22 protein-coding genes are annotated in these 25,267 nt (G+C 68.4%); 8 read left to right on the forward strand and 14 right to left on the reverse strand.

The window, feature by feature from the left end:
• Nucleotides 1–9: 9 nt before the first annotated feature.
• From ACFYTS_RS26585 to ACFYTS_RS26610, 6 genes are all read right to left on the reverse strand, one after another.
• Nucleotides 10–516, reverse strand: coding sequence for a MarR family transcriptional regulator (locus ACFYTS_RS26585; protein ID WP_357288325.1), 507 nt, complete (start codon nucleotides 514–516; stop codon nucleotides 10–12).
• On the reverse strand, nucleotides 516–1,520 hold the full coding sequence (locus tag ACFYTS_RS26590; RefSeq protein ID WP_357288322.1) for an aminotransferase class I/II-fold pyridoxal phosphate-dependent enzyme: 1,005 nt from the start codon (nucleotides 1,518–1,520) through the stop codon (nucleotides 516–518). Before ACFYTS_RS26590 ends, ACFYTS_RS26585 begins: the two co-directional genes overlap by 1 nt.
• A gap of 12 nt (nucleotides 1,521–1,532) precedes the next feature.
• Nucleotides 1,533–2,549, reverse strand: a complete 1,017-nt coding sequence (locus ACFYTS_RS26595; protein ID WP_387307961.1) for a 3-oxoacyl-ACP synthase III family protein — start codon at nucleotides 2,547–2,549, stop codon at nucleotides 1,533–1,535.
• A gap of 2 nt (nucleotides 2,550–2,551) precedes the next feature.
• The gene (locus ACFYTS_RS26600) at nucleotides 2,552–3,211 is read right to left on the reverse strand and encodes an SRPBCC family protein (protein ID WP_357288316.1); all 660 of its coding nucleotides are present in this window, start codon (nucleotides 3,209–3,211) and stop codon (nucleotides 2,552–2,554) included.
• Nucleotides 3,208–4,920 (reverse strand): thiamine pyrophosphate-binding protein, encoded by a 1,713-nt coding sequence (locus tag ACFYTS_RS26605; RefSeq protein ID WP_387307963.1) that lies wholly within the window; start codon nucleotides 4,918–4,920, stop codon nucleotides 3,208–3,210. Before ACFYTS_RS26605 ends, ACFYTS_RS26600 begins: the two co-directional genes overlap by 4 nt.
• 234 nt (nucleotides 4,921–5,154) lie before the next feature.
• Complete coding sequence (locus tag ACFYTS_RS26610; RefSeq protein ID WP_387307965.1) at nucleotides 5,155–6,375, reverse strand: serine hydrolase domain-containing protein; 1,221 nt, start codon at nucleotides 6,373–6,375, stop codon at nucleotides 5,155–5,157.
• 172 nt (nucleotides 6,376–6,547) lie between these two features.
• Here ACFYTS_RS26610 and ACFYTS_RS26615 point away from each other — a divergent pair, with 172 nt between their 5' ends.
• Nucleotides 6,548–7,786 (forward strand): MFS transporter, encoded by a 1,239-nt coding sequence (locus ACFYTS_RS26615; RefSeq protein ID WP_387307968.1) that lies wholly within the window; start codon nucleotides 6,548–6,550, stop codon nucleotides 7,784–7,786.
• Complete coding sequence (locus ACFYTS_RS26620) at nucleotides 7,783–8,985, forward strand: amidohydrolase (RefSeq protein ID WP_357288305.1); 1,203 nt, start codon at nucleotides 7,783–7,785, stop codon at nucleotides 8,983–8,985. The genes ACFYTS_RS26615 and ACFYTS_RS26620 overlap by 4 nt, the downstream gene beginning before the upstream one ends.
• Nucleotides 8,986–9,224: 239 nt before the next feature.
• On the opposite strand, the gene ACFYTS_RS26625 is transcribed toward ACFYTS_RS26620, so the two are convergent.
• The 6 genes from ACFYTS_RS26625 to ACFYTS_RS26650 form a co-directional block, all read right to left on the reverse strand.
• Nucleotides 9,225–10,268 (reverse strand): 2Fe-2S iron-sulfur cluster-binding protein, encoded by a 1,044-nt coding sequence (locus ACFYTS_RS26625; protein WP_387307970.1) that lies wholly within the window; start codon nucleotides 10,266–10,268, stop codon nucleotides 9,225–9,227.
• Nucleotides 10,265–11,155, reverse strand: a complete 891-nt coding sequence (locus ACFYTS_RS26630) for an SDR family NAD(P)-dependent oxidoreductase (RefSeq protein WP_387307972.1) — start codon at nucleotides 11,153–11,155, stop codon at nucleotides 10,265–10,267. Before ACFYTS_RS26630 ends, ACFYTS_RS26625 begins: the two co-directional genes overlap by 4 nt.
• Complete coding sequence (locus tag ACFYTS_RS26635) at nucleotides 11,152–12,723, reverse strand: flavin-containing monooxygenase (RefSeq protein WP_387307975.1); 1,572 nt, start codon at nucleotides 12,721–12,723, stop codon at nucleotides 11,152–11,154. The genes ACFYTS_RS26630 and ACFYTS_RS26635 overlap by 4 nt, the downstream gene beginning before the upstream one ends.
• 16 nt (nucleotides 12,724–12,739) lie before the next feature.
• Nucleotides 12,740–13,621, reverse strand: coding sequence for a metal-dependent hydrolase (locus tag ACFYTS_RS26640; protein WP_357288296.1), 882 nt, complete (start codon nucleotides 13,619–13,621; stop codon nucleotides 12,740–12,742).
• A gap of 31 nt (nucleotides 13,622–13,652) precedes the next feature.
• Entirely contained in the window at nucleotides 13,653–14,510 is an 858-nt protein-coding gene (locus tag ACFYTS_RS26645; RefSeq protein ID WP_387307978.1) for a metal-dependent hydrolase, read from the reverse strand.
• 103 nt (nucleotides 14,511–14,613) lie between these two features.
• A complete protein-coding gene (locus ACFYTS_RS26650; protein WP_357288292.1) occupies nucleotides 14,614–15,156 on the reverse strand; it encodes a helix-turn-helix domain-containing protein in 543 nt (180 codons plus the stop codon).
• 208 nt (nucleotides 15,157–15,364) lie between these two features.
• Between ACFYTS_RS26650 and ACFYTS_RS26655 the strand changes: the two genes are divergently transcribed.
• The 3 genes from ACFYTS_RS26655 to ACFYTS_RS26665 all read left to right on the forward strand — a co-directional run bounded on the left by ACFYTS_RS26655 (nucleotide 15,365) and on the right by ACFYTS_RS26665 (nucleotide 19,632).
• Nucleotides 15,365–17,053, forward strand: a complete 1,689-nt coding sequence (locus ACFYTS_RS26655) for a SulP family inorganic anion transporter (protein WP_387307980.1) — start codon at nucleotides 15,365–15,367, stop codon at nucleotides 17,051–17,053.
• 8 nt (nucleotides 17,054–17,061) lie between these two features.
• Nucleotides 17,062–18,861, forward strand: coding sequence for an alkyl sulfatase dimerization domain-containing protein (locus ACFYTS_RS26660; RefSeq protein ID WP_357288288.1), 1,800 nt, complete (start codon nucleotides 17,062–17,064; stop codon nucleotides 18,859–18,861).
• A 135-nt stretch (nucleotides 18,862–18,996) separates the two neighbouring features.
• Nucleotides 18,997–19,632, forward strand: coding sequence for a hypothetical protein (locus ACFYTS_RS26665; RefSeq protein WP_387307982.1), 636 nt, complete (start codon nucleotides 18,997–18,999; stop codon nucleotides 19,630–19,632).
• 7 nt (nucleotides 19,633–19,639) lie between these two features.
• Here ACFYTS_RS26665 and ACFYTS_RS26670 read toward each other — a convergent pair whose 3' ends face one another.
• Nucleotides 19,640–20,263, reverse strand: a complete 624-nt coding sequence (locus tag ACFYTS_RS26670; protein ID WP_387307984.1) for a TetR/AcrR family transcriptional regulator — start codon at nucleotides 20,261–20,263, stop codon at nucleotides 19,640–19,642.
• Nucleotides 20,264–20,394: 131 nt separating this feature from the next.
• On the opposite strand from ACFYTS_RS26670, the gene ACFYTS_RS26675 reads away from it, so the two are divergent.
• Nucleotides 20,395–21,282 (forward strand): oxygenase MpaB family protein, encoded by an 888-nt coding sequence (locus ACFYTS_RS26675; protein WP_387307986.1) that lies wholly within the window; start codon nucleotides 20,395–20,397, stop codon nucleotides 21,280–21,282.
• Here ACFYTS_RS26675 and ACFYTS_RS26680 read toward each other — a convergent pair.
• Nucleotides 21,251–22,459, reverse strand: a complete 1,209-nt coding sequence (locus tag ACFYTS_RS26680; protein WP_357288278.1) for a cytochrome P450 — start codon at nucleotides 22,457–22,459, stop codon at nucleotides 21,251–21,253. The two genes, ACFYTS_RS26675 and ACFYTS_RS26680, sit on opposite strands and share 32 nt — an antisense overlap.
• A gap of 185 nt (nucleotides 22,460–22,644) precedes the next feature.
• Between ACFYTS_RS26680 and ACFYTS_RS26685 the strand changes: the two genes are divergently transcribed.
• Complete coding sequence (locus ACFYTS_RS26685) at nucleotides 22,645–24,267, forward strand: GMC oxidoreductase (RefSeq protein WP_387308065.1); 1,623 nt, start codon at nucleotides 22,645–22,647, stop codon at nucleotides 24,265–24,267.
• A 22-nt stretch (nucleotides 24,268–24,289) separates the two neighbouring features.
• Complete coding sequence (locus tag ACFYTS_RS26690; protein WP_387307988.1) at nucleotides 24,290–25,159, forward strand: SDR family NAD(P)-dependent oxidoreductase; 870 nt, start codon at nucleotides 24,290–24,292, stop codon at nucleotides 25,157–25,159.
• Nucleotides 25,160–25,267: the final 108 nt, after the last annotated feature.

A 25,267-nucleotide genomic window follows, 5' to 3' on the forward strand; every position in this document is an offset into this window, starting at 1 on the left:
CAGTTGGAGTCAGCGGGCGCGGGCGGCGGCCGCGGCGGCGTCCAGGCGCGCGCCCAGGGTCTTGACCTGGTCGCGCAGGACTTCGATGTCCTCCACCGGAACTCCCACCAGATCCAGCACGGTGCGGATCATCTGCTGCGCGCCCTGCTGGAGTTCGCGGCTGGCCTCGGTGGCGTGCAGGACCACGGCCCGGCCGTCGGTGGCGCTGCGCACGCTCTCCACCAGTCCGCGCGCCTGCAGTCGCTGAACCAGCGGGGAGAGGGTGCCGTAGTCGAGGTGTACCTGTTCGCCCAGGTCCTTCATGGCGATGCCGGGACGCTCCCACAGCGCCAGCAGCACCAGGTATTGCGGGTAGGTCAGATTCATATCGTCCAGGAACGGCCGGTAGGCGGCGGTCATGGATCGCGACGTGGAGTACAGCGCGAAGCACAGCTGGGCATTGAGCGAGAGCAGCGCGTAATCGATCTCCTCGTCCGCTCCGGCCCCAGCGGGTGCGGAAGGCGGATGTTCTTGCATTACTGCACTGTACTGCGGACCGTGGCGAGCACCGCGTCCGTGGCCGCCCGATCGCCGACCGTGATGCGGATACCGGTGGGATAGGACTTGACGTGGATGTCCGCGCCCGCCAGCGCGGTCGCGACCCGATCGGCCTCGGGACCGGGCAGGGTCAGGTAGGAGAAATTGGCGTAGCTGTCGGGCACCGAGAGACCGAGCGCGCGCAGTCCGCTGGTGAGCCGGTCGCGGTGCGCGGCCAGGGTCGCGACCCGTGCCTCGATCTCGGATTCGGCCTCGTAGCAGGCCCGCACCGCCACCTCGGCCAGCGCGGTCATACCGAAAGGCAACTGCCAGCGGGCTATTCGCGTGATCAGCCGCGTGGCCCCGAGCGCGTAGCCGACCCGCAGCGCGGCCAGACCGTACGCCTTGGAGAAGGTGCGCAGGACGAGCAGGTTCGGATGTCGATCCAGCAGGGCGAACACATCGACGCGATCGGTGTCCGACACGAAGTCCACGTACGCCTCGTCGAGGACCACGGTGACGGTGTCCGGAACTTCCTTCAAGAGATTCTCGAATTCCCTTGCCGGAACCAGGGTTCCGGTGGGGTTGTGCGGGCTGCAGACCACCAGCAGCCGGGTTCTCTCGGTGACCGCGGCGGCCAGTGCCGGGAGATCCTGGCACCCGGAATCGTTGAGCGGCACCGTGATCGGCCGCCCGCCCGCCATGCTGGTCAGAATGGGGAATCCGTCGAAGGTGGGCGACGCCATCACCACCTCGGCGCCACCCGCCCCGAATTCCTGGACGATGTGCATGATCACGCCGGTCGCGCCCGCGCCCACCACGATCCGATCGGGCGGGCAGCCGAGCCGTTCGGCGATCAGCCGGGGCAGGCGGCGGGGCAGGAATTCCGGATACCGGTTGGCCGAGGCCAGCGCCGCGCTGAGCGCCTCCTGCACCGAGGGCGGCGGACCGTAGGGAATCTCGTTGAGCTGCAGCCGATGTCCGGCCGTCACCAGGGGGCTCACGGCGCCGCCCCTTCAGCGTCCGCCCCAGCGGAGGGCGGCGGCCCCCGCGAAATCGCCCGCGTGCGCGAAGCCCGCGAACATGACCAGCGATCCGGCCGGCACCCGGCCATCGTCGACCGCGCGGTCGAAGGTGACGGGAATGCCCGCGCCGAACAGGTTTCCGCAGTCGTCGAAGGTGTCGGGATGCCGTTCCTGCGGCAGTTGCAGGGCGTCTCTCCAATTGCGCAGGAAGGCTCTATTGGGTTGATTGGTGACCAATAGGTCCAGGTCCTGGGTGGGCACGCCGATCCGGCCGCACACCGCCGACGCCACCTCGGGAACCAGCCGGTTGCCGCGCTGCAGCACCTTCGCGATCTTGGATTCGGTGAAGCCGACGTGCATCTCACCGCTGCCGGCCTCCCAGTAGCGGCGCGGCGGGTCGGCGATCACGGTCATCTGCCCGGAGAATTCGGGCAGATGACGGGTCTCGATATCGAGGATCGGCGAATCACCGGACTTCACCAGCAGTCCCGCGCCCGCCCCGTCACCCGGAATCGCGGCCTGCGCCTTGCCGCGCACCTGCTCCTGGGTGAAGACCTGACCGGCCACGTTCTGGATGGTGACCACCAGCGCCGAGCGGGCGTCGGAGGACAGCAGGATCTGGCGGGCCAGCTTCATGCCGTACACGAACGACGCGCAGCCGCCATTGTGCAGGTCGATCAGCCACTCCGGCGCGATGCCGAGCCGGGCCGCCACATCCCCGCCACTGCCGACGATGCCGATATCGGGCAGCTGGGTGTGCACGATCAGAATGTCGATGCCCCGCAACACGTCCCGGCCGTGCCGGTCCAGGATCGGGGCGACCGCGCGCTCGGCCATATCGGCCGGGGTCTCGCCCGGCGCGACGTGGCGGCGGAACTTGGGGGCCTTGAACATGAGGTTCGAGGTGACCTCGTCCGGGTCGGCGTACTGCGCGAAATAGTCGGCGGAGACGATGTTCTCGGGCAGGTACCCGGCGACGTCGAGCAGGCTCACGGTGTCGGCGCTCATGATCAGTCCATCCATTCCGGCTTGATCGGCTGCCCGGCGGCGTGCCGGTGTTCGCAGATCGCTTTGAGATTGCGCAGTTCCAGCAGGTGCCCGGCGGCGAAGAGGTGCCAGAAGTCGCCGACCCACACCGGGCGGCCCTCGGGCGCGGTCTCGGGGTAGGCGTTGTCCTCGTAGAAGGGGTGGTGGCAATTGGTCCAGGTGACGACCGAACCCGGCTTGTTCAGCACCACCTGCGCGTCCACCACCCGCATCAGGTAGACCATCCACAGGTGGTCGGCCTGGTCCCAGGCGCAGTGGTAGTCGACGGTGCGGGCCTCGGGGTTGGCGACGGTGCGGGTGAAGATGCGGGTGTGCGAGCCGATCCGGTCGTCGGACACCCACACCTCGGGATCGGCGGTGCGCTCGAAACCGCGCATGCTGTAGGTCCATTCGCACAGGCTGCGGGTGTCGGCCAGGTAGGCGTACACCTCGTCCGGCGGCGCGGCCACGTACTCGGTGACGGTGCAGTACTGGCCGTAGATCTCGTCGTGCGGGTACACGGCGCGGGTCATGTCCAGGACCAGCGGCATGCCCTCCTTGAGGGCCATGCTCTCGATGCGGTACACGCCGGGCACGTCCAGCTCCGGGACTTCGATCGGCTCGTCGGCGACGGTCTCGGTCATGCGAAAGACTCCTTCAGGAACGGTGCGAAGGGTGGGAACTCGTCCGGGTCACACTGCAGTTCGATGAACGCGGGCCCCGGTATTGCCCGCGACTTGTCCAGGGCTTGCTCGAACTCGGGGAGGGTGCGCGCGGTCCAGACCGGGAGCTCCGGGAACAGGGCGGCGACCCCCGCGCCGATCTCCGACACGCGGAATCTGTTGAAGCTGTACTCGCCGGAGTAGAAGACCTGCTCGCGCGTCACGCACATGGCGTGGGCATTGTTGTTGAACACGATGAAGGTGACCGGCGCCTGGTACTCGACCGCCGTGTGCACCTCGTGGCCGTGCATGAAATACGCGCCGTCCCCGGCGATCACCACGGTGCGGCGGCCGCGGCCCAGCGCGCAGCCGATGCCGGCGCCGAACGCATAGCCCATGCCGCCCATGCCCAGGGCGATCAGAAACCGGCCGCCCTCGGGGATTCCGAGGTGGTGCACGACGGCCGCGCCGGTATTCCCGGCGTCGGCGACCACGTCGGTGCCGGGGTCCAGTGCCGCTTCGATGGCCGCCACGGCGGGGCGGTACCGGACGCCGCGTCCGGGCGCGGGCGGCACGGACAACTCGGGCAAAGGCAGGCGATCAGGGTGTGCGCCGACGGATCCCGGCTCGAGGTGCGCGCCCTCGGTCCCGTGGGTCGAGTTCGCGACACCGCGCAGCGCGGCGGCCAGCGGACCACGCGCCTCGGCGTGCACCGGGACGAAAGGCTGCTCGATACCCAGGTACACGACCCGTGGACAGGCGGCGAGCGCGGTGTCCAGTCCGGCGCGGGCGGTGAGCGGGAGTGAGGCTCCCACGAGCAGGCAGAGTTCCGCCTCGGACACCAGGCGGGCGGCGTTCGGATGACCCATCACGCCGACCACACCGGCGAAGCGGGGATCCGCGTTCGAGTACGCGTCCTTCGCGTCCGGGGTGACCAGCACCGTCGCATCGAGCGCCCGCACGACGGTCGCCAATTCGGCGCGCGCGCCGGCCGCGGCGACCTCCGGTCCGGCGATGACTACGACCGGACTCCCCTGCGGCAGCCCCGCCAGCAGATCCACGATGTCATCGGGCAGCAGCTCCGGATCACCGGACTGCTCCGCGGTGGCGCGTCCCCGAGCCTGCGCTTCGACCGTCGCCCGGTCACCTTCGATGAGCGGAGCGGCCTGGATATCCTTGGGCAGCAGCAGGACAGCCGGACCACCGGCCAGTGCCGCCGCGATCGCCCGGTCGAGCTCCACCGAGATGTCCTGCGGTCGACGGACTTTCACGCAGCGGCGGGCGACCTGGGCGAAGAGCTGCTCGGCATCGATGCGGCCGGGAACCCCGCTGGTGTCCTGAAAGGCACCCCGGCCCTCCAGGCCCAGTGGCGGCTGACCCACCAGAGCGAGGACCGGAACCCGCGAGTCGAATGATTCCGCCAGGGCCGCAAGCAGATTCATCGCGCCTCCGCCGGAGGTCGCGACCACCACACCGAGCCGGTTGGTGGCGCGGGCGTACCCGTCGGCCATGGTGGCCGCGCCGAACTCGTGTTTGGCGATGATGCCGGTGAGCTCCGAATGCCGGTGCAGGGCGTCGTAGACGTCCTCGATATTGGCCCCGCCGACCCCGAAGACATGGTCGGCGTGGATCGCGAGCCGTTCGACGACGAGGTCGGCGACGGTTCGGGCCGCGCGTTCGCTCTGGGTCACAGTCCCCCGTTCATATTGCCTTGTCCACGATGCATCGCACACAAGGTATCTGGCCGGACGGATCTCGATCAATGTGTCTCAGGTCACAGACATACCCGAAAGATGCTGTCGTACAGGCACTTTGGCCATGCGAAGACCCCACCGGGGATATCCCGGCGGGGCCCCGGTCCGGGCACAGGGGGAAATCCGGACCGCATCTGGACGGCTACCGGCCCGGAGGCCGATACATCGGGATCAACGAGCGGCGGACCGCCGCGGTTCAGTGCGCGTGCGCGTTCGGCGTGTCGAGGAGTCGAACACCGCGCGGGCCAGACGTAGGCAACGCCGGTCGCCATTGAGGGTGAGACCCAGCCGATTGGGGACGTAGGCGAAGGAGAGCCCGGTCGCCGGATCGGCGAAACCGAGCGAACCACCCATTCCGGGCGTGCCATAGGCGCGGTGGTCGGATGAGCCGAAGGGGAAGGCGGGACACGACTTCCGGAAGCCCAGGTGGAATCGGGTCGGAGTGCGCAGCACGGCGTCCGGGGCGGGCACCGGGCCCGGATCGGCGATGCGGGCCCGCACCTCCGGCGCGATCGGCAACTCGCCGGTGAGGCCCGCCGCGTAGATGCGGGCCAGGCCGCGCGCCGAGCCGACCCCATTGCTGCCGGGCAACTCGACCGACATGATCTCGGGGCGCACGAAATCCTCGGGCATGCCCAGGTCCGGCACCGACAGGGCGCGGAAGAGCTGACCGCGGCGCAACAGCGCCGGAATCGCCTGATTCCACGGCAGGTTCCGCTCGTGCCGCAGGTCCAGGCCGATGGTGCGGGTCAGGTGGGCGATCCGGTCACCGCCCAGGTCCGCGTCCAGGCCGAGGGTGAAATCGACGCCCAGCGGACCGGAGATCTCCTCGGCGAGGAAGGTCCGGATGCTGCGCCCGGCCGGGTCCGCGCGACGAACCAGTTCATTGAGATACAGCCCGATGCTGACCGGGTGATAGCCCTGCCGCGTGCCCGGCGCCCACCCGGGGCGCTGAGCCGCCAGCACCGCGGCCACGCTGTCCAGATCGTGCAGGTCGTCGAGGGTCATCCGGATGTCTCGCAGGATGTGCAGGCCCACTTGATGGTCGATGAGCTGGCGGACCGTCACCTCATCCTTGCCGTGGGCCGCGAATTCCGGCCAGTACCGCACCACGGGCTCGTCGTAATCCAGCTGCCCGCGCGAGACGAGCATGGCCAGGATCAGCGCCGCGACGCCCTTCGTGCACGAGAAGACGGGCGCGATGGTGTCGCGCTCCCACGGGAGTCCACGCACCGGGTCGCGCGGGCCGCCCCACAGGTCCACCACGGGGGTGTCGCCGTCGAAGACCGCGACCGCCGCGCCGATCTCGCCGTGCCGGAAATTGCGGCGGAAGGCGTCGGCGACCCGGCCGTAGCCCTCGGCCACATACCCGTGCGTCATCGTCTCGCTCATCGTCGGCGAGCCTACGGGGACCGGCTTTCGGGCCGGTAGCGGCACCGGCGGGTCAGCCGCCGCCGGGCCGATCGAGGGGCCCGGTTCGTATGGCAATATCGGGCAAATCGCCCCTATTCTCGGATTCGGGGGCCACTGTGGCATGCAGCCACTCCCGTTGTGAAGGGGCCTGATGCCACGCACCACACGGATAACCGTCATGCTGCTGTTCGCGGCCTGGGTTGTCGACTACATCGATCGCACCGTGATCAATTTCGCGCTGCCGTCGATCGGCGAGGACCTGGGGCTGGACCACACGCAGCAGGGGTTGTTGGTGTCGGTGTTCTTCGTCGCGTACGCGATCATCCAGGTGCCCGGGGGTCTGCTCGCGGATCGGTACGGGGCGCTGCGGGTAGGGATCATCGGATTGACTGCCTGGTCGATCTTCACCGGGTTGACCGCGCTCGCCTGGTCGTTCAGCGTGCTGCTCGCGATTCGATTCCTGTTCGGTCTGGTGCAGGGCGTGTTCCCGGCGGCGGCCATCAAGGCGCTCGCCGAACGCAGCTATCCCGAGCAGCGCACCACGGCCGCCGGCTGGACCAACTCCTCCAACGCGGCGGGCCTGCTGCTGGCGGCGGTGATCGCGGGCGTCCTGCTGCCCACGGTGGGCTGGCGGGTCATGTTCGCGGTGATCTCGGTGCTCGGGGTGGCGGTCATCCTGGCCTGGCGGCGGTGGATGCCGGAACCACTGACCCAGGACGAGATTCCGGTCGCGCCCGCCGGGCCCGCGGCCGAACGCCGCTCGGTGCTGTTCTCCCCCGCGCTGCTCGGCTTCGCGGTCATGTTCTTCGGTTACGACGTGCTGGTGTGGGGCGTGACCGCGTGGACGCCGACCTTCCTGCACGAACAGCGCGGAATCTCCATGGCGGGCATCGCTTTCGCGGCGGTGCCGACCACGCTGGCCGCGGCGGCCGGAGTGGTGCTGGGGGCGCGGCTCTCGGATCGGCTCGGCGGCCGGCCACGGGTGATCGTGGTGCCCGCCATGGCGTTCACCGCCGCCATGCTCTTCGCACTGCCGCGGGCGGAGTCGTTCCCGCTGTTCGTGGGGCTGGGCGTGGTGATGAGCCTGGTCGCGGGGCTGGCCTACATGCCCGCGTTCTCGGTGCCGCTGCGGGCGCTGCCCAGCGTCTACATCGGCGCGGCCACCGGCGTGATCATCTTCGGCGGGCAGCTGGCGGGCGTGGTGAGCCCGCTCGCCTTCGGGTTCATCACCGATCATGTTTCGTACACAACGGCTTTCGAAACCATGGCCATCGGGCCGCTGCTGGCACTGCTGGCGGCGCTGGTGGTTCCGCAAACCGCCGACGCGTTCCGGACGATGGTGTCCCGGCGCGCCGCGGCGGCCGTCCCGTCGAAGGAGCGTCTCCCATGATCGAGCACTGGCAGCAGGTCTACCGGCATCTGCACGCCCACCCCGAGCTGTCGGGTGAGGAGCGGGCCACGGCGCGACTGGTGGCCGACGAGCTGCGCGCGCTGCCCGGCTGGGAGGTGACCGAGAACGTCGGCGGCACCGGCGTCGTCGGGGTGCTGCACAGCGGGCCCGGGCCGGTGGTGTGGCTGCGCGCGGACATGGACGGCCTGCCGGTACAGGAGGAGACCGGCCTCGACTACGCCTCGACCGTCCCCGGGGTCATGCATGCCTGCGGCCACGACGTGCACGTCACCGCGCTGCTGGGCGCGTGCGCGGAACTGTCCGCGAATCCGCTGCCCGGCACCGTGGTCGCGCTGTTCCAGCCCGCCGAGGAGAACGGCTCGGGCGCGCAGGACATGCTCAACGACGGTCTGCTGGACCGGTTTCCGACGCCGCGCATCGTGCTCGGCCAGCACGTCGGCCCGCTGCCCGCAGGGCTGATCCTGAGCCGCCCCGGCACCCTGATGGCCGCCTCCGACTCGGTGCGCATCACCTTCCTCGGCAAGGGCGGCCACGCCTCCCAGCCGCACACCGCCATCGACCCGCTGCTCATGGCGGCGACCTTCGTGGTGCGCATGCAGGCGCTGACCGCCCGCCAGACCGCCACCGCCGCAACGCCGGTCCTCACCGCCGGAGCACTGCACGCGGGCACCCGCCCCAATATCATCGCCGACAGCTCCGAGGTCCTGCTCAGCCTGCGCACCTTCACCGACGGCTCCCGCGCCCGCATGATCGAGGGCATCCAGCGCCTGGCCGAGGCCGAGGCCGCCGCCGCGGGCGCGCCCCAGGAACCGAAGGTCGAGTTCTACGACCACTTCCCGGTCACCGAGAACACCCCCGGCGATACCGAACGCGTCCTGGCCGCCCTCACCGCCGCGAGCCTGCCCGTCATGCCCATGGAGAACCCCATCACCGGCAGCGAGGATTTCGGCGCCTTCGGCACCGCCGCGGGGGTCCCCTCCGTCTTCTGGCACATCGGCGGCATGGACCCCGCCCGCTTCACCCAGGACGACCTCCACTACATGCTCACCGAATCCGCCCTCCCACCCCACTACCCCTCCAACCACTCCCCCCACTTCGCCCCCGACCCCGCCCAGGCCCTCCCCGCCGCCATCACCACCATGCTGACGGCGGCCCGCTCCGAACTCACCCGCCCGTAACGACGCGAGCCCGGTATCCCCTGCCGCACGGGCCGAGTGGATACCGGGCTCGCGATCGACTACCGGAACAGGGTCAGCACCAGATCTGCCACCACGAGCACTTCGGCGGCGTGGTCGTGGTCGACGGCGGCGTCCAGGCCGGCGCCACGGTGACCGTCCTATTGCCCTGGTCGGTGCAGTAGCCGTGCGGGCAGGTCACCGAGGAGATGAGTTCTACCGGACCCGTGTCCTCGGGTGGGTTACGGGTCGAAGGAGATGTGCAGGTCGTCGGATTCGGGGAGGGTTTGGCAGGCGAGGGTCTGGCCCTGGGCCAGTTCCTCCTCGATGAGGGACTCGTTCCGGAGCATGCGGGTGCGGCCTTGTTCGACGGTGCAGACGCAGGTCGCGCAGGCGGATTCGCGGCAGACGTAGGGGGCGTCTATGCCGTGGTCGAGGAGGACGTCGAGGAGCTTCTTGGTGCGGGGCCAAGGCAGGGTGTGGGATTCGCCGTCGATGTCGACTCGGACGGTGGCGGCGGTGGGGTCGACCGGTTGCGGGGTGGCCGCGACTGGGGTGTGGTGTTCGAAGGGGTTGTCGGTCAGTGAACGGTAGTCCTCACGGTGGATGGCTCGGTCGGGGATACGGAGTTGACCCAGGCCCTGGCGGACCGTTGAGGCGAATCCGGTCGGGCCGCAGAGATATACGTCATGGCGCCGGTAGGGGCGGGCCCACGTCGCGAGGTCGCGGGGAGTGGGGAGGCCGCGGTCGGATTCGAGCCAGTGGGTCACCGTGAGGCGGCGAGGGTGGCGGCGGGTCAGGTCGTGCAACCGGGAGCCGAAGATGACGGAGGCGCGGTCGCGGTTGGCGTACAGCAGGACGATGTTGCCGCGGCCCAGGGTGAGGGCGGATTTCAGGATGGAGATGATGGGGGTGATGCCGCTACCGGCGGCGCAGAGCAGGAGATCGTGGGTCCAGGCGCGGGGGACGAAGGCGCCGGCGGGTTCGAGCACGGTGAGGATGTCGCCGGGAGAGACGTTGTCGCACAGCCAGTTCGAGGCATAGCCGCCGAGTGTGCGTTTGACGGTGACGGTGGGGCGGTCGTCGCAGTGGGGGCTGCTGGACAAGGAGTAGCAGCGGGCCACGGAGCCGGTGCGGTCGCTGGGGACGCGCAGGGTCAGGTACTGGCCCGGGGAATAGGCGAAACGCGGAGTGAGGTCGGTGGGGATATCGAAGATCAGCGAGACCGCGTCGGCGGTCTCGCTGACGACTTCACGCACCTTCAGCTGGTGGGCGCGAGCGGTCACGGCGCTCTCCTGCCGAAAACCAGCTCACCGGCCGCCTGGATGCGGTCCATCGACAAGGCCTGGGTCATGCGGCGATTCACGCCCGGCGCCAGCCGCAGCATGAAGTACCCCAGCCATGCCTCGGTGCGGACCGGGACCACCGCCAGGTCGTAGCGGATCGAGCGGACCACGGCGCGCGCCACCAGATCAGGGCTCATCGGCGAGAACGGCAGGCGTTCGGCCAGCGCCTGGAGCTGCGCGGTGAGCTGCTGCCCACGCTCCACCAGCCGTGGATCCACCCCCACCGTGGTGGCGTGCCGGGCGATATCGGTATTGATCACGCCCGGGCAGATCGCGCTCACCCCCACGCCTTTCGGCGCGAACTCCAGCCGCAGGCATTCGGTGAGCATCTTGACCCCGGCCTTGGACACCGAGTACGCCGACATGACCGGCGTCGGCGTGAACGCGGCCGCGGAGGCGATGTTCACGATGTGCCCGCGCTTGCCCTCGTCGATCATGAGCCGCCCGAACGACCGGCAGCCGTGCACCACCCCGAGCAGGTTCACGTCCAGCTGCAGTTCCCAGTCGTCGGGTTCGAGATCCAGGAACGCCCCGCTGACCAGAATTCCGGCATTGTTGACCAGCACGTCCGGCACCCCGTGATCGGCGTGCACGTCCCGGGCGAAAGCAGCCCAGGCGTGCGGATCGGTCACATCGAGCTGGGCGGCGACCGCCCGCCGCCCCTCGGCCTGGATGAGTGCCACCGTGGAGAGCGCCGCGTCCTTGTCGATATCGGAGACGATCACCTGGGATCCCCCACGCGCGAACCGCAGTGCCGTCGCCCGCCCGATCCCGCTGCCCGCGCCGGTGACCACCACCAGTTTCGGATCGATGGCATCGAGTTTCACGAGACCTCCTCCGAGAGCGCGACCGTCTCGGCCGCCACCGGCGCACCCACCGTGTAGCGGTAGACGTCGAGATCGAAATGCCGGTTCTGCCAGTACATCTCGCCGTGCGTGGACGGCCGGAACGGCGAATCACCGTGATTGTCGAGGTAGTAGGTATTGGAACCCTCGCACACCGGCGTGAACAAGAAGTTCTTCCGCTGCCTGCGCAGGCACTGCCGGAAGTACTCGTCGTGCACCTCCTGCCGGATCTCGACCTCCGTGGTGCCGCGCGCCTTGGACTCGGCGATGACCCGCGCCAGATGCGCCGAGGTCGCCTCGATCATCCAGATGTAGGAACCCAGCACGAACCCGTACGGCCCGGTGATCGTGAACGAGTTCGGGTATCCGGGCACCGAAACACCCTGGTAGGACTGATATCGGTGCTCGTCCCAGAACTTCTCGAGATCCTGCCCGCCACGCCCGCGGACAGGGAACGGCGGGATCGAGCCCTTCTCCCACAGCTTGAAGCCGGTGGCGCAGACGAGCACGTCGACCTCGTGCTCGGTCCCGTCCACGGTGACCACCCCATGCTCGGTGATCCGCGCGATGGAGTCGGTGACCAGGCTGACGTCGGACCGGTTGAAGGTCCGCAGGTAGTCATTGGACATGGATGGCCGTTTGCAGCCCAATCCGTAACGCGGCGTGAGCTTTTCCCGCAGCTCCGCATCATGGACCTGGGACCGCATCCAGCGGCGGATCGGCGCCTCGGCGGCCCGGCGCACGGTCGAGGTCAGCCAGGCCGGTCCGGCCACCATGCCGCTCATGGCGACCTCGGTGCCGAGATTGCCCGCCAGCCGCAGGGCGGTGCGGATCCCGGTATTGCCCAGCACCATCCGCCCGAGCGGCCCGACCTCGGCGTCGTTCTTCGGGAACACCCAGATGGGCGTCCGCTGGAACACGGTCAGGTGCTCGGTCTGGTCCACGATCGCCGGAATCAGTTGCAGCGCTGTGGCTCCGGTGCCGATGACCGCTACCCGCTTCCCGGCCAGGGAGACATCGTGATCCCACAGCGCCGTGTGCACCAGCGTCCCGCCGAAGTCGTCGAGTCCCGGGATGTCGGGCATCTTGGGCCGTTCCAGCCCGCCGATCGCCAGCACGATGTACCGCGCGGTGAGCTGCTCACCGCCATCGGTGCGCAAGCGCCACAGACTGTTCCGGTCGTCGAAGTCGGCCGCCATGATGGTGGTGTTCAGCCGCAGTTTCTCCCGCAGCCCGTACTTGTCGACCATGCCCTCGGCGTAGTCCCGCAGTTCGGTGCCGGGCGCGAAGACCCGCGACCAGTCCCCGCGCTGCTCGTAGGAGAAGCTGTAGATGAACGACGGAATATCCACCGCCACACCGGGATAGGTGTTGGCGTGCCAGGTGCCGCCGACCCGATCCCACTTATCCACGATCACGAAGTCGTGGATTCCCCTCCGTTGCAGTGCGATCCCGGTGCCGATGCCCCCGAATCCGGCGCCGACCACGATGACCTCGTGATCGGGCCGGACGGCGGACGCCGCACCCGTGCCACCGCGCTGTGTTGCCATGTCGGTCTCCTCCGGCTCAGCCGATGCGGTCGGACAGTTCGCCGTCCGCGCCGAAAAGTTCTCGCTGCCATTGCGCGAGCAGCCCGTCGGTGTCGATGTCGTCGGGATGGAAGCCCGGCCGCATATAGGGCCGCATCTCCCTCAGCAGTCCCTTCACGATGGGCCCGCGCGCCAGCCGCACCGTCTGCCGCGCCACCTGCCACGGCCGCCAGCTGCGCGGATCGCTGAGGATCGAGGCGAGGACGCCGAGCGACACCACCGGGATCGTGAACACGTACATCCCCGCCATCACCCCGATCCGCACGACCTCGGTCCCGCCGGCGGCCCGGAAGACGTCGAACGCCACGGACTTGTGCTCGAGTTCCTCGAAGGCGTGCCAGTTCAGCAGCTGCCACACCTCCGGATCCCCCGGAATGTCCTGGATCTCCTGGCTGCTCAGAATCCGTTTGGCGAGCGTGGCCGTGTAGTGCTCGGCCGCGGCCGTGAACGCCAGATGCACCTCCGGCGGCACCGCGTTCTCGATCGCCATCACCCCGCGTTCGCGCAGCGCGCCCGGCGTGAAGGTGAACAGCCGCACGATCGGGAAGCCGTTCTCGACGAGCTGCTCGTTCAACCGCCGATGCTGCTGCCCGTGCACGGCTTCCTGCCCGATGAATCCGGCCACCCGCTTCTTGAGCACGGGATCGGTGACCTGCCCGGAGAATTTGCGCACCGAGCGGATGAACGATTCCTCCCCCGGCGGAAAGGCGCCGGAGAGCACGGCGATCAAATGTGTCAAAGGGATGTCGCCCCGGACGAATTGGTGCGCCATCGGCTCGGGGTCGCCGAACCGGAAACGCATGCGCCGCACCTTCGGGTAGGGCATGAGGGACGCGGAGTCCTGCCGACCGATCGTCATTGGCCGGTCCTTTCTGGCAATGGAGTTGTGACTACTTCAGGTGGTCGACGAGCTGGCCGTCGTCGCCGAAAAGCTTCGACTGCCACCGGGACAGCAGGGCGGAGGTGTCGATGTCGTCGGGATGGAAGCCGGGGCGCAGATACTTGCCCAGCTCCGGCATGAGCCGGTGGAAGACCGGACCGGTGAACAGCCGATACGCCTCGCGCGCAACGCGGATCGGCTGCTGCCGCGCGACCGGATCGCGCCCGACGGCCAGCGCCAGCGTCACATAGGTCAGCGGCAGCGTGAGCGAGTACATGGCGAGCATGACCGCGACGCGGGTGCGCTCGCTGCCGCCGACCGCACGGAAGACGTCGAAGGCCACCGACTTGTGCTCGAGTTCTTCCAGCGCATGCCAATTCAGCAGATTCCAGACTTCCGGATCGCCGGGAATCGCCTGGATCTCATCGCTGGACAGGATGCGCTGCGCCAGGACCGCCGTGTAGTGCTCGGCTGCCGCCGTCATGGCCAGGTGCACCTCGGGCGACACCCGCTCCTCGATCCACCGCATACGCTCGACGGCCCGCGGCGAGTCCAGCCAGGCGATGGGATAGCCCAGCTCGACCAATTTTTCGTTGAGTTTGCGATGCTCGAGGCCGTGCATGGCCTCCTGTCCGACGAAGCCGGTCACCCGCTTCTTCAGCACCGGATCGGTGACCCGGTCGGCCACCCGGCGGACCGAGCGGATGAAGGACTCCTCCCCCGCCGGGAAGCCGCCGGACATGCCGGCCACGAAATGGCTGTAGACCATGTCGTTCTCGACGAAGTATTTGTCGCTGGAAGCGCGATCGAATCGGAACTTGATACGGCGGGCCCGGGGATAGGTCTGCGCCGGAAGGGTATTCGCCATCTGGACCATCCTTGGTGCGACACAAGGTACCTGGTACCGCGTGTTCGATAGACCAAGTGTAGGACTGTCCCAGACAGTAGACAAGGGCTCGTCCCGGCCGGTTTCAGCGGATGAAGCGCTCCACCATCCGCCGCTCGCTCGCAGCGTCGGCCAGCGGCCAGGTCAGCAGCGAGAGCACGATGCGCACAATCCATTGCACCGCTTCGTCATCCGGCGCGACGCCGGTGAGCAGGGTCGCGATCCGCCCGAGCTCCGGCGAGCTGGCGAACGCGCCGTCACTGCCGCCCGCCCGGGTGCCGGCGAATCCCTTGGCCAGCACCGGATCCGAGCGCACAGCGGCCACCGACGCCAGGATCGCCTCGATGATTCGCCGGGAGCCCTCGTAGCGCCGCACGGTCGCGGCCACTCGCTCGGCGACCCCCACCGCCGACTTGGCCATGACCGCGTCGAACAGCGCCGCCTTGCCCGGGAAGTGCCGATAGAGAGTTGCCCGCGAGCAGCCGACCGCCGCCGCCACGTCGTCCATGCCCACCCGGTCGAAGCCCCGGGTCTGGAACAGTTCCGAGGCGACCGCGACGATCCGATCCGAGGCGGCCGACCTCCGCACCCCGCCCGTCAGCCAATCCACGCGCTGCTCGGCCACCATGCCCACTCCTCACCGGTGAAGACCAGGTCTCATCCTGAGACGTACGTCCGGATTCGTCCAGGGGCCAGTTCTGAGCAACAGACCGGTATCAATTTGCCGGAAGTTCGCCCGGTCTATGTAAGGCTATTCGGGGACGCAGTGCGCTGCGTTCTACTTGATCTGGGTTCCAGCTTGTCGACGGCTGATCGGGCAGCGAGGAGACACACGCGTGGGCGCAAGCGCGATGAGCATTCGGCAACGCATCGGCAAACCAACAGCCAAAGACGTCACCGCCGGAATGGCGACCGGCTTGTTCAGCATCCCCGAGGGGATGGCCTACGCCTCCATCGCCGGATTCAATCCGGTGGCCGGACTCTACGCGGGCGTGGTGCCGCCCATCCTGGGCTCGCTCACCGCCTCCACCGTCCTCATGGTCACCACCCTGACCAGCGCGATCGCCCTCACCGGCCAATCCGCCATCGCCACCGCCGGACTCGATCCGCACGACGCGGGCAATCTGGCCGCGCTGACCCTGCTGGTCGGCGTGGTCATGGTGCTCATGGGCGTGCTGCGCCTGGGCGTGGTCATGAGCTTCGTGTCCAACGCCGTCATGGTCGGCTTCTCCACCGGCATCGCCCTGCAGATCATGACCGGCGTGTTCAAGGACGCCACCGGCTACAAGCCGCCTGGGCACAACAAGCTTGTGCAGGTATGGAATTGGCTCACCGGCATCGGGCACTGGCAGTCCTCGGCCACCTGGGTCGCCGTCGGCACCATCCTGGTCTGGGCGGTCGCCCGGCTGATACCCAGGATCGAGGCCCTGGCCTTGTTGGTCGCCATGGTGGTGGTCAGCGTGGCGGTCGCGATCCTGGGCACCGACATCGAACTCGTGTCCGATATCGCGAGCATCCCCGGCGCGTTGCCCGGGCTGTCGCTACCGAACTGGGACGCCATGCCGCACTTGGCCGCCGGTGCGCTGTCGGTGGCGCTGGTCGCGCTGGCCCAGGCCGCCAGCGTCGCACCGTCCATGCCGAACCCGGACGGCAGCCGCTCGAGCGTCAATGCCGACTTCACCGCCCAGGGCATCGCCAATCTGGGCGGCGGCCTGTTCTCCTCGCTGCCGTCGGGCGGGTCGCTGTCCCGGACCGGCGTCGCGGCCGGGGTCGGGGCCCGAACCCGCTGGGCCGGCATCATTTCCGGCGTCTTCCTGGCGCTGGTTGTGGTCATCTGCGGCAGCCTGGCCGAGCGCATCCCGATGCCGGTGATCGGCGGGCTCATCCTGGTGGTCGGCGGCGAACTGATCTGGGGCAAGGTCAAGGACATCAAGCTGGTGACCCGCACGTCGATGCTGTCCACCGCGGCCATGATCGCCACCTTCGCCGCCACCACCCAGCTGCCGTTGCAGCAGGCCATCGTGATCGGCGCGATGCTGTCGCTGCTCCTGTACTGCGTGCAGGCGGCGCGGCAGATCCAGCTGGTCGGCCTGACCCGCGATACGGACGGCGCATGGTGCACCGCGCCTGTGCCGCAGGCGCTTCCGTCCGGCGAGGTCACCGTCCTCGACTATCGCGGCACCAGCTTCTTCGCCGAACTGCCCCGGCTCGAAGCCGCTCTGCCCGATGTCTCCGGGGCCCGGAACGCGGTGCTGGTGCTGGTCCTGCGCGCCATGCCCGACATCCCCTCCTCCGCCATCCTGCGTTTGCTCGAACGCTACAACCGCGAATTGCACACCGCCGGCGGACGACTCGTGCTCGCGGGCGTCGAGCCCGAACTGGCGCGGGTCCTGCAGCACACCGGGCTCACCGACGAGCTCGGCGTCGACGGCATCGTCGCGGCCGAACCCGAGATCTTCGGGCCCGTCGCCAAGGCCGTCGACCTCGGAACCAACTGGATCGAGAGTCGGAAAACCCAACAGTGAGGTGACACATGACAGCAGCACCCGTTGACCGCACCGATTTCGAGAACGCCGAGCGTGGATTCATCGCCCGTCTGATACCAGGTGTGATTCCGGCGAAGAACGGCGGCACGGCGTACGACGCCGACTCCTTCGACTTCCTGAAAGGCAAGGGCGCGGACACCGTCCCGCCCAGCCTCTGGCGGCAGTCCCAGCTCACGGCCATCCACGGCCTGTACGAGGTGTGCGAGGGCGTGTATCAGGTTCGCGGCCTGGACATCTCGAACATGACCCTGATCGAGTCCGACAACGGCGTGATCGTCGTCGACCCGCTGGTCAGCACGGAGACCGCGGCCGCCGCGCTGGGGCTCTACCGCGCGAATCGCGGCGACCGCGAGGTGCGGGCGGTGATCTACACCCACCCGCACGCGGACCACTTCGGCGGCGTGCTCGGCGTGGTCGACCCGGACACCACGGTGCCGATCATCGCGCCCGAGCATTTCATGGAACACGCCATCTCCGAGAACGTGTACGCCGGCACCGCCATGTTGCGCCGCGGCATGTACTACTCCGGCGCGAACCTGCCACGTAACCCCGAAGGCGTGGTCGGCATGGGCCTGGGCCCGATCGCGTCGGCGGGTGAATTCGGTTTGCTGCCACCGACCCTCGACATCACCGCGACCGGGCAGGAGGAGGAGATCGACGGCGTGCGGTTCATCTTCCAGATGACACCGGGCACCGAGGCCCCCGCCGAGATGAACTTCCTGCTCCCGGACCGCAACGCGCTGTGCATGGCCGAGAACGCCTGCCACACCCTGCACAACATACTGACCCTGCGCGGCGCTCAGGTTCGGGACTCGCGCATGTGGTCGCGCTACATCGCCGAGGCCATCGAATTGTTCGCCGAGCGCGCCGACGTCGTCTTCGCCTCGCATCACTGGCCGACCTGGGGCCGGGAGAACCTCGTCGAGTTCCTGACCCAGCAGCGCGACACCTATGCCTACCTGCACGACCAGACCGTGCGCCGGATGAACCAGGGCGAGACCGGCAGCGAGATCGCCGAGGACTTCCCGCTCGCGCCGGATCTGGCGGCGCAGTGGAACAACCGGGGCTACTACGGCTCGATCAGCCACGACGTGAAGGCCATCTACCAGCGCTACCTCGGCTGGTACGACGCAAACCCGGCACACCTGTGGATGCATCCGCCACAGGAACAGGCCACTCGGTACGTGCGGCTGCTCGGCGGTGTGGACGCGACCGTGGCCAAAGTGAAGGAGTTCGCGAGTTCTGGCGACCTGCGGTTCGCGGCGGAACTGGGCAGTCACGCGGTCTTCGCCGACCCGTCCCACGCCGAGGCGAAGAAGGCGCTCGCCTCGATCCTGGAACGCCTGGCCTACGGGTCCGAAAACGCCACCTGGCGCAACTGTTTCCTCACCGGCGCGTTCGAACTGCGCAACCCCATCCCCCACACCCTGCTCGCGCCCAGCCCCGAGATGGCGAAGGCGATGAGCATCACCCAGCTCTTCGACACTCTCTCGCTGAATGTCGTGGGCGAGCGGGCCTGGTCCGAAAAGTTCAGCATCAGCTGGCATTTCACCGACAGCGGTGAGAACTACCGCATGGAACTGAGCCACGGGGCGCTGATCCATTACCCCACGACCCGGGACCACACCTCGGATCTGGACATGACCCTCACCAAGCTCGGCCTGCTGCAACTGATCGGCACCGGCTCGTTCGACAACGTACAGGCCAAGGGCGACACGACGGTGTGGAAGCGGCTCACCGGACTGCTCGACAAATCCGATCCCGATTTCGCGATCGTCACCCCCTGATACTGCGGCCGTCCGGATCGCATCGACCAGCTCAGACGCGATCCGGACGGGTTTTCTCCCACACCGGATCCACCCGAACCGACAAGAAGCGAGGACATGAAGGTGACGGCGCCAACCGCACGGGGAACCGGCCGCATGGCCTCGATCGAAGCCATGGGCTTCACCGGAATCGTTTTCGCGATCCTGACGCTGGTCGGGGTGGAGCTGCTGCGCGGCATGCCCGGCTGGAGCGCCGATCACGCGACCGTGGAGCAGTGGCTCTCCCAGTCCGGCCATCGCACCCGGCTCACCGCCGTCGTGCTGATCATGGTGGTGGCGTCGATCGCGCTGCTGTGGTTCATCGGCACCCTCCGCCGCCGCCTCGGCACCGGCGAAGATCAGCTGTTCGCCACGGTCTTCCTCGGCAGCGGAGTGCTCCTCATCGCACTGCTGCTCACTTCGGTGGCCGCCTTCGCGGTGCCGGCCACCCTCGCCCAGCAGGCGAGCCCGGCGATCGCCGCGGACGCCTACCCGGCCAGCCACGGCCTGGGCATCACCCTGATCACCGTCATCGCACCGCGCATCTCCGCGGTATTCATGCTCTCCCTGGCCAATCTCGGCCGCGTCACCGGTGCGTTCCCGCGCTGGCTGAGCCTGCTGTCCATGGCCGCAGCGCTTTTCATGCTGATCGCGGTGACCACGGAGATCCGCATCGCCTGGGTCCTGCCCGTGTGGGCCCTGGTGGTCGGCATCCATATCGTCTCGCGGCGAAAGCATCTCGCCGCCGAGTGAATCGAAGTCAGGGCGCGGTCAACAAGGGCTGGAGGTAGCGGACGGCATAGTCGCGCAGCCGCTCCTCCGAGTCCAGCAGCGGCGGGGCGTCCGGGGTCAGCACCAGCGAATGGATCAGCCGCACGATGGTGGTGGCGTAGAACTCCGTCTGGTCGTCCCCCGACAGTCCGAGCTGCGCCCGGGCCGCGCCGACCTGCTCGGTCACGAACACGGTTGCTATACCGAGAATCTCACCGGCCTCGAGGGTGAGCCAGCCGAGCACCTCGTCACGATCGACGGCGAGCAGCCGCCGCAGCAGCGGATGGTCGCGCAGCGTGCTCACGGTGACGACGAAGCCACGGGTGTGGCGTTCCAGCGGATCGGCGATATCCCCGATCCCACGCTCGATCTCGGCCAGGGTCCGGCGCACCTCGTGGGCGAACGCGGCCCGAGTGATCTCCTCGCGCCCGCCCATCCGCCGGTAGAGGGTGGCCCGGTTGACCCCGGCCCGCTTGGCGATGTCGTCGGCGCTGGTCCGGCGGATGCCGACCAGCGAGAACTGTTCCAGGGCGGCCTCTTTGATGCGGGTGTCCACGGCGTCGTCGGGTTCGACGGCCGTGAGCAGAGCCTGCAACGACAAGGGGGATTCCACCGGGCGCACCTCCTGACCGGAGTCTAATCGTTTGCGACAGTGCGACACAATCTGTCGCATAGCCTTGCGACAAAGAGAGACAATGTGTTGCACTCTTTGGCAGGAGTTCCCAATGACGTGGAGGCCGTGCCATGAGCAGCGCAGCAGAGATCGAACAGCCGACAACCGTTCCGCGGGGCGCGCCCCTGGGCCCCGGCTCACTGCTGTGGGAGTACTTCGGCGACCATCGCCTCAAACTGTTCTTCGGGCGCTCCGGCACCCTGCAGAACATGCACCCCGCCGTTTCCGCGGCGCTGCAACAGCATTCGAACTTCTTCGACGACCCGTGGGATCGGCTGCTGCGCTCGGTGCCTCGGATCGAGGACTCCATCTACGACCCGCCCGAGTCCGCCGCGGCCGTACGAGTACGCGACTACCACCGCGACATCAAGGGCGTGGACCACCACGGACAGCGGTATCACGCACTGAATCCCGACATCTTCTGGTGGACACACGTCACGTTCGTCGAGGCCGTCATGGCCATGAACGAATACTTCGGCACCCCGCTGACCGGCGATCAGAAGCAGCAGCTCTGGGCCGAGGGCGTCACCTGGTGGGAGCGCTACGGGCTCTCGGCGCAGCCGGTGTTCGGGACTTACGAAGAGTTCCAGGCGTATTGGGAGCACATGCTCGCCGACGAGCTGGAGGCCAACGAGACCACCGACTTCGCGCTTCGGGCGGCCGGCATCCCGATTCCCCCCGTACCGGGGGTGCCGACCTGGGCGTGGACGGTGATCCGGCGGCCATTCATGGAATTCAACGTCTGGCTGGTCGCCGCGATGATGCCCGAACGCGGCCGGGAGATCCTGGGCATCGACTGGAATCGGCTCGACGAGTTCGGCTTCCGGGTCTTCGCGGGCACGGTCCGGAGGGCCTGGCCGCTGCTCCCCCGGCCGCTGCGCTACGACCGGCGCGTCTACCGCAAGATCCGGGCCGCCGAGCAGGGCCTCAGCCAGGGGTCGCTCGCGCGCCCAGCTTGACGGGCATGGAACGGTAGGCGTGCAGGTTGCGCAGAGGGTGCGGGATCGGTGGGCCGTCCAGGCACAGATTCGGGTAGCGATCGAAGAGGGCGGGCAGCGCGATGGAGCCTTCCAGCCGGGCCAGCCGGGATCCCAGGCAGCCGTGGATTCCGCTGCCGAACGAAAGATGTTCCGCGGCATTGTCTCTGGTCACATCGAATCGATGGGGATCGGGGAAGACCGCGGGGTCGTGGTTGGCGCCGGCCAAGGACAGCAGGACCAGGGAACCCGATGGGATCCGCTGATGATCGAGGTCGACGTCGCAGTTCGCGACCCGGCCGGTCATCCGCACGGGACCGTCATAGCGCAGGATCTCCTCGACGGCGTTGCGCCACAGCCACGGCTGCGCGGCCAACTGTTCCAGCTGGTCCGGATTGCCTGCCAGCAGGGCGATCCCATTGCCGAGCATGTTGATGGTGGTCAGGAATCCGGCGTCCAGCAGCAGGGCGGCATTGGCCACCTGCTCGCGGCGGGTCATGTCGCCCGCTGTCACCAGCATGCTGAGCACGTCATTGCCCGGTTCGTCGCCGAGCCCGTCGAGGTGCCGGTCGAAGTATTCTTTGACCTCCACCAGGTCTTCGATGGCGTCGCGGTAGGTGCTCCAGTCCAGACCTCGCTCGAGCAGCGGCGCGCCGGAGTCGCCCCACTTCAGCAGGGTCGAATGCATGTCGGCGGGCAGCCCGAGCATCTCGGCGATGATGGTGACGGGCATCTGCGCGGAGAAATCGCTGATCAGATCGGGTCGAGGCTTCGATTCCAGGCGATCGATCAGGTCATCGGCCACCTCGGCGATGCGCTGCTCCAGGGTCGCGATCGCCTTCGGGCCGAAAGCCTGCCCGACGGTGCGTCGATATCGGGTGTGATCCGGCGGATCGGTCACCAGCATCGAGGGCGGTTCCCCCAGGTTCGGAAGTCCCAGATCCGTTTTGGCCAGCATCCAGCGGATCGGCTTCGGCAGACCTGGATGATTGGGCGAGACCACGCCGAAGCTGCGGTCGCGAAGGATGGTTCGGCACACCGCGTAATCGGTGGTGATGTACACACCCGACATCCGGGGAATCGGACCCCGCCGCCTGATCTCCTCGAGATACGGCGACGAGCCGAGCAGGCGGTCCGACCCGAAGGCCAGGTTTCCCAAGGGTTCACCCCGGCGCGCCGACCACCGGAGGTAGGTCCGCAGAAAGCCGTGTGTGAGCAACCACCGAGTCCATGTGCGAGTCAACATCTGTCACCTCACCCCCCGACCTGCTCTTTATGATAATGATTCGCTATGAGATTGCCACAGGTGCTGGGATGACGGTCGGATCGGGCGACCGGCGCGCCATGGACAGGCGCCGTTTCCTCGCGGGCGTCGGCTCGGCCACGGCGTTGCTGGGCCTCGCGAGCACCGGTTCGGCCACGTCCGTCGCACGCGCGGATATTGCTGGTCAGAGCCCGAATACGCCGATCTACCGCGCGCTGGTGCCGGAGATCTTCGCGCCGCTGCCCGATCCGCCCGATCACGTACCCGCGATCGTCGTCGGATCAGGGTTCGGGGCGGCGGTCACCGCACTGCGCTTGGCGCAGGCCGGGATCGATGTCGCGGTGCTCGAGCGCGGATCACGCTGGCCTAACGATCCGTGGCGCGACATCTTCGCCGTCGACACGATTCCCGACGGCCGCGGCTTCTGGCATCGCACCAGCTTCACCGGGGCGACCCGGATCCCGGTGGCCGTCGATTCCTTCGGCGGCGTCCTCGACGTGTGCAGCTACCCGGGCATCGACGTATGGCGCGCCGCGTGTGTCGGCGGCGGCTCGGTCGTGTTCACCGGGGTGATGATCGAGCCGGAACAGCGATTCTTCGAACACGTGTTCCGCGGCGTGGTCGGCTACCGCGAGATGCACGACATCTACTACCCCAGGGTTCGAGAGATGTTGCGGCCCAGCCCGATACCGGACGACATCTTCCGCTCCCCCGCGTTCGCGCACTCCCGCGCCTGGGACGAACAGGCCCGCGCGGCCGGATACTCACCGCAGCCCCTCGACGGCACCTGGCGGTGGGACATCATCCGCGACGAGCTGGCGGGGCGATCGCTGCCATCGGCGACGGTGGGCTGTTCCGACCTCGGCAATTCCAACGGCGCGAAGTTCGATCTGAACCAGAACTACCTGCGCTGGGCCGAGGACACCGGCCGCGCCCGGATCTACCCGGGCCAGCGCGTGGACGCCATCGCCGCGGAGCCGAGCCGCTACGCCGTCACGGTGACCACCCTCGCCCCGACCGGCGAAGCGCTCCGCACCCGAACGCTGACCTGCGACATGCTGTTCCTGGCCGCCGGCTCGGTCGGCACCTCCGAACTCCTGGTGCGAGCCCGGGCGACCGGCGCGCTGCCGAACCTGAACGAGCATGTCGGCGAAGGCTGGGGCAGCAACGGCGATGTCGCCCTGTCCCGGCCGCTCACCACGCTCGCAGTGGGCACCCAGGGCACGCCCTCCGCGAGCCGTATCCTGGACGAGAGGGGCGCGCCCGTGTCCTTGGAGAGCTGGTTCATCCCCGGCACCACGCCCCTCGATATCGGCCTGCTCGGATCGCTGGGCTTGGTGCTCGACGACACCCGTGGCCGGTTCGTCTACGCGGACGACGGGCGCGTGGACCTGCTCTGGCCGGTCGACGGCGCCGCCGGGTATCTCGCCCGGGCCCGCGAGGTCAACGATTCCATGACCTGTCACTGCGGGCCGATCGCTCGGCCCGACCTGGAAGCGAACGCCTCGTTCACCGCACACCCGTTGGGCGGCGCGGTAATCGGACGCGCGACGGACGAATACGGCCGGGTGCGCGGATACCGGAACCTCTATGTGATGGATGGCGCGGCGGTGCCCGGCAGCACCGGAACGGTCAATCCCTCACTGACGATCGCCGCGCTGGCGGAGCGCAATATCGAAAGGATCATCGGTGCCGGGGGATAGCCCCGAGCGATACAGTCGACTGGTGGACGAGACTCCGGTCCCACACCATCGGCGTTCGCGCGCCGAGCGGTTGGCGATCCGGCTGCTGTACCCGACATTCCGGCCCGCCGAGGAGTCGTTGCGGACGGCTGTCACCGGCAAGGTGGTGCTGGTGACCGGGGCCTCGCACGGCATCGGCAAGGCCAGTGCGCGCAAGCTGGCCGCGGCGGGGGCGAAGGTGCTGCTGGTAGCGCGTTCGCGGCCCGAATTGGAACGGCTGGCCACCGAGATCACGGCCGCGGGCGGAGTCGCCCACGTGTACCCGACCGACCTGACCGACATGGATGCCGTGGGCCGGCTCGGCGCGACGCTGCTGGCCGAGCACGGGCACATCGATGTCGTAATCAGCAACGCGGGCAAGTCGATTCGCCGCCCGATCGCCGAGTCCTACGACCGCTTCCACGATTTCACCCGCACCATCGACATCAACTACCTCGGCCCGGTGCGACTGCTGCTGACCCTGCTGCCCGCCATGCGCGCACGCGGGCGGGGGCACATCGTGAATGTCTCCACCTGGGGCGTGCTCATGCCACCGAGTCCGCGCTGGTCGGCCTACGGCGCCTCGAAAGCGGCCTTCGACGTCTGGCTGCGCAGCGTCGCCGCGGAGATCGCCGCCGACGGCGTCAGCACCACCTCGGTCTACATGCCACTGGTCCACACCAGGATGAGCGCCCCCACCGACTTCCGTCGCATACCCGCCCTGACCGTCGAGGAAGCCTCCGACCTCATCGCGCACGCCGTCACCGTCAAACCCGGTGAGGTGGCGCCCTGGTGGGCGGTGCGGGTCCAGGCCTGGTCCGCGGTCCACCGCGATCGGGTCCAGCGCTTCATGGAGCATCGACTCCAACGCTGAATGAACGGAAATTGATTCGGTGGTCCGATCGAAGACCAAATGTCGCCGAATCGTTGCCCTCGACCAAATCGACGCCCTTCCAGCCAGAACCAACCGCGGCGCTGGTTC

Source organism: Nocardia sp. NPDC004151 (assembly GCF_042874235.1).
Taxonomy (GTDB): Bacteria; Actinomycetota; Actinomycetes; order Mycobacteriales; family Mycobacteriaceae; genus Nocardia.

Excerpts from the sequence above, each read along its gene's own strand:
- ACFYTS_RS26585 (WP_357288325.1), bottom strand. The coding sequence starts at position 516 with ATGCAAGAACATCCGCCTTCCGCACCCGCTGGGGCCGGAGCGGACGAG.
- ACFYTS_RS26595 (WP_387307961.1), bottom strand. The coding sequence starts at position 2,549 with ATGAGCGCCGACACCGTGAGCCTGCTCGACGTCGCCGGGTACCTGCCC.
- ACFYTS_RS26600 (WP_357288316.1), bottom strand. The coding sequence starts at position 3,211 with ATGACCGAGACCGTCGCCGACGAGCCGATCGAAGTCCCGGAGCTGGAC.
- ACFYTS_RS26610 (WP_387307965.1), bottom strand. The coding sequence starts at position 6,375 with ATGAGCGAGACGATGACGCACGGGTATGTGGCCGAGGGCTACGGCCGG.
- ACFYTS_RS26615 (WP_387307968.1), top strand. The coding sequence starts at position 6,548 with ATGCCACGCACCACACGGATAACCGTCATGCTGCTGTTCGCGGCCTGG.
- ACFYTS_RS26620 (WP_357288305.1), top strand. The coding sequence starts at position 7,783 with ATGATCGAGCACTGGCAGCAGGTCTACCGGCATCTGCACGCCCACCCC.
- ACFYTS_RS26635 (WP_387307975.1), bottom strand. The coding sequence starts at position 12,723 with ATGGCAACACAGCGCGGTGGCACGGGTGCGGCGTCCGCCGTCCGGCCC.
- ACFYTS_RS26640 (WP_357288296.1), bottom strand. The coding sequence starts at position 13,621 with ATGACGATCGGTCGGCAGGACTCCGCGTCCCTCATGCCCTACCCGAAG.
- ACFYTS_RS26645 (WP_387307978.1), bottom strand. The coding sequence starts at position 14,510 with ATGGCGAATACCCTTCCGGCGCAGACCTATCCCCGGGCCCGCCGTATC.
- ACFYTS_RS26650 (WP_357288292.1), bottom strand. The coding sequence starts at position 15,156 with ATGGTGGCCGAGCAGCGCGTGGATTGGCTGACGGGCGGGGTGCGGAGG.
- ACFYTS_RS26660 (WP_357288288.1), top strand. The coding sequence starts at position 17,062 with ATGACAGCAGCACCCGTTGACCGCACCGATTTCGAGAACGCCGAGCGT.
- ACFYTS_RS26665 (WP_387307982.1), top strand. The coding sequence starts at position 18,997 with ATGGCCTCGATCGAAGCCATGGGCTTCACCGGAATCGTTTTCGCGATC.
- ACFYTS_RS26675 (WP_387307986.1), top strand. The coding sequence starts at position 20,395 with ATGAGCAGCGCAGCAGAGATCGAACAGCCGACAACCGTTCCGCGGGGC.
- ACFYTS_RS26685 (WP_387308065.1), top strand. The coding sequence starts at position 22,645 with ATGGACAGGCGCCGTTTCCTCGCGGGCGTCGGCTCGGCCACGGCGTTG.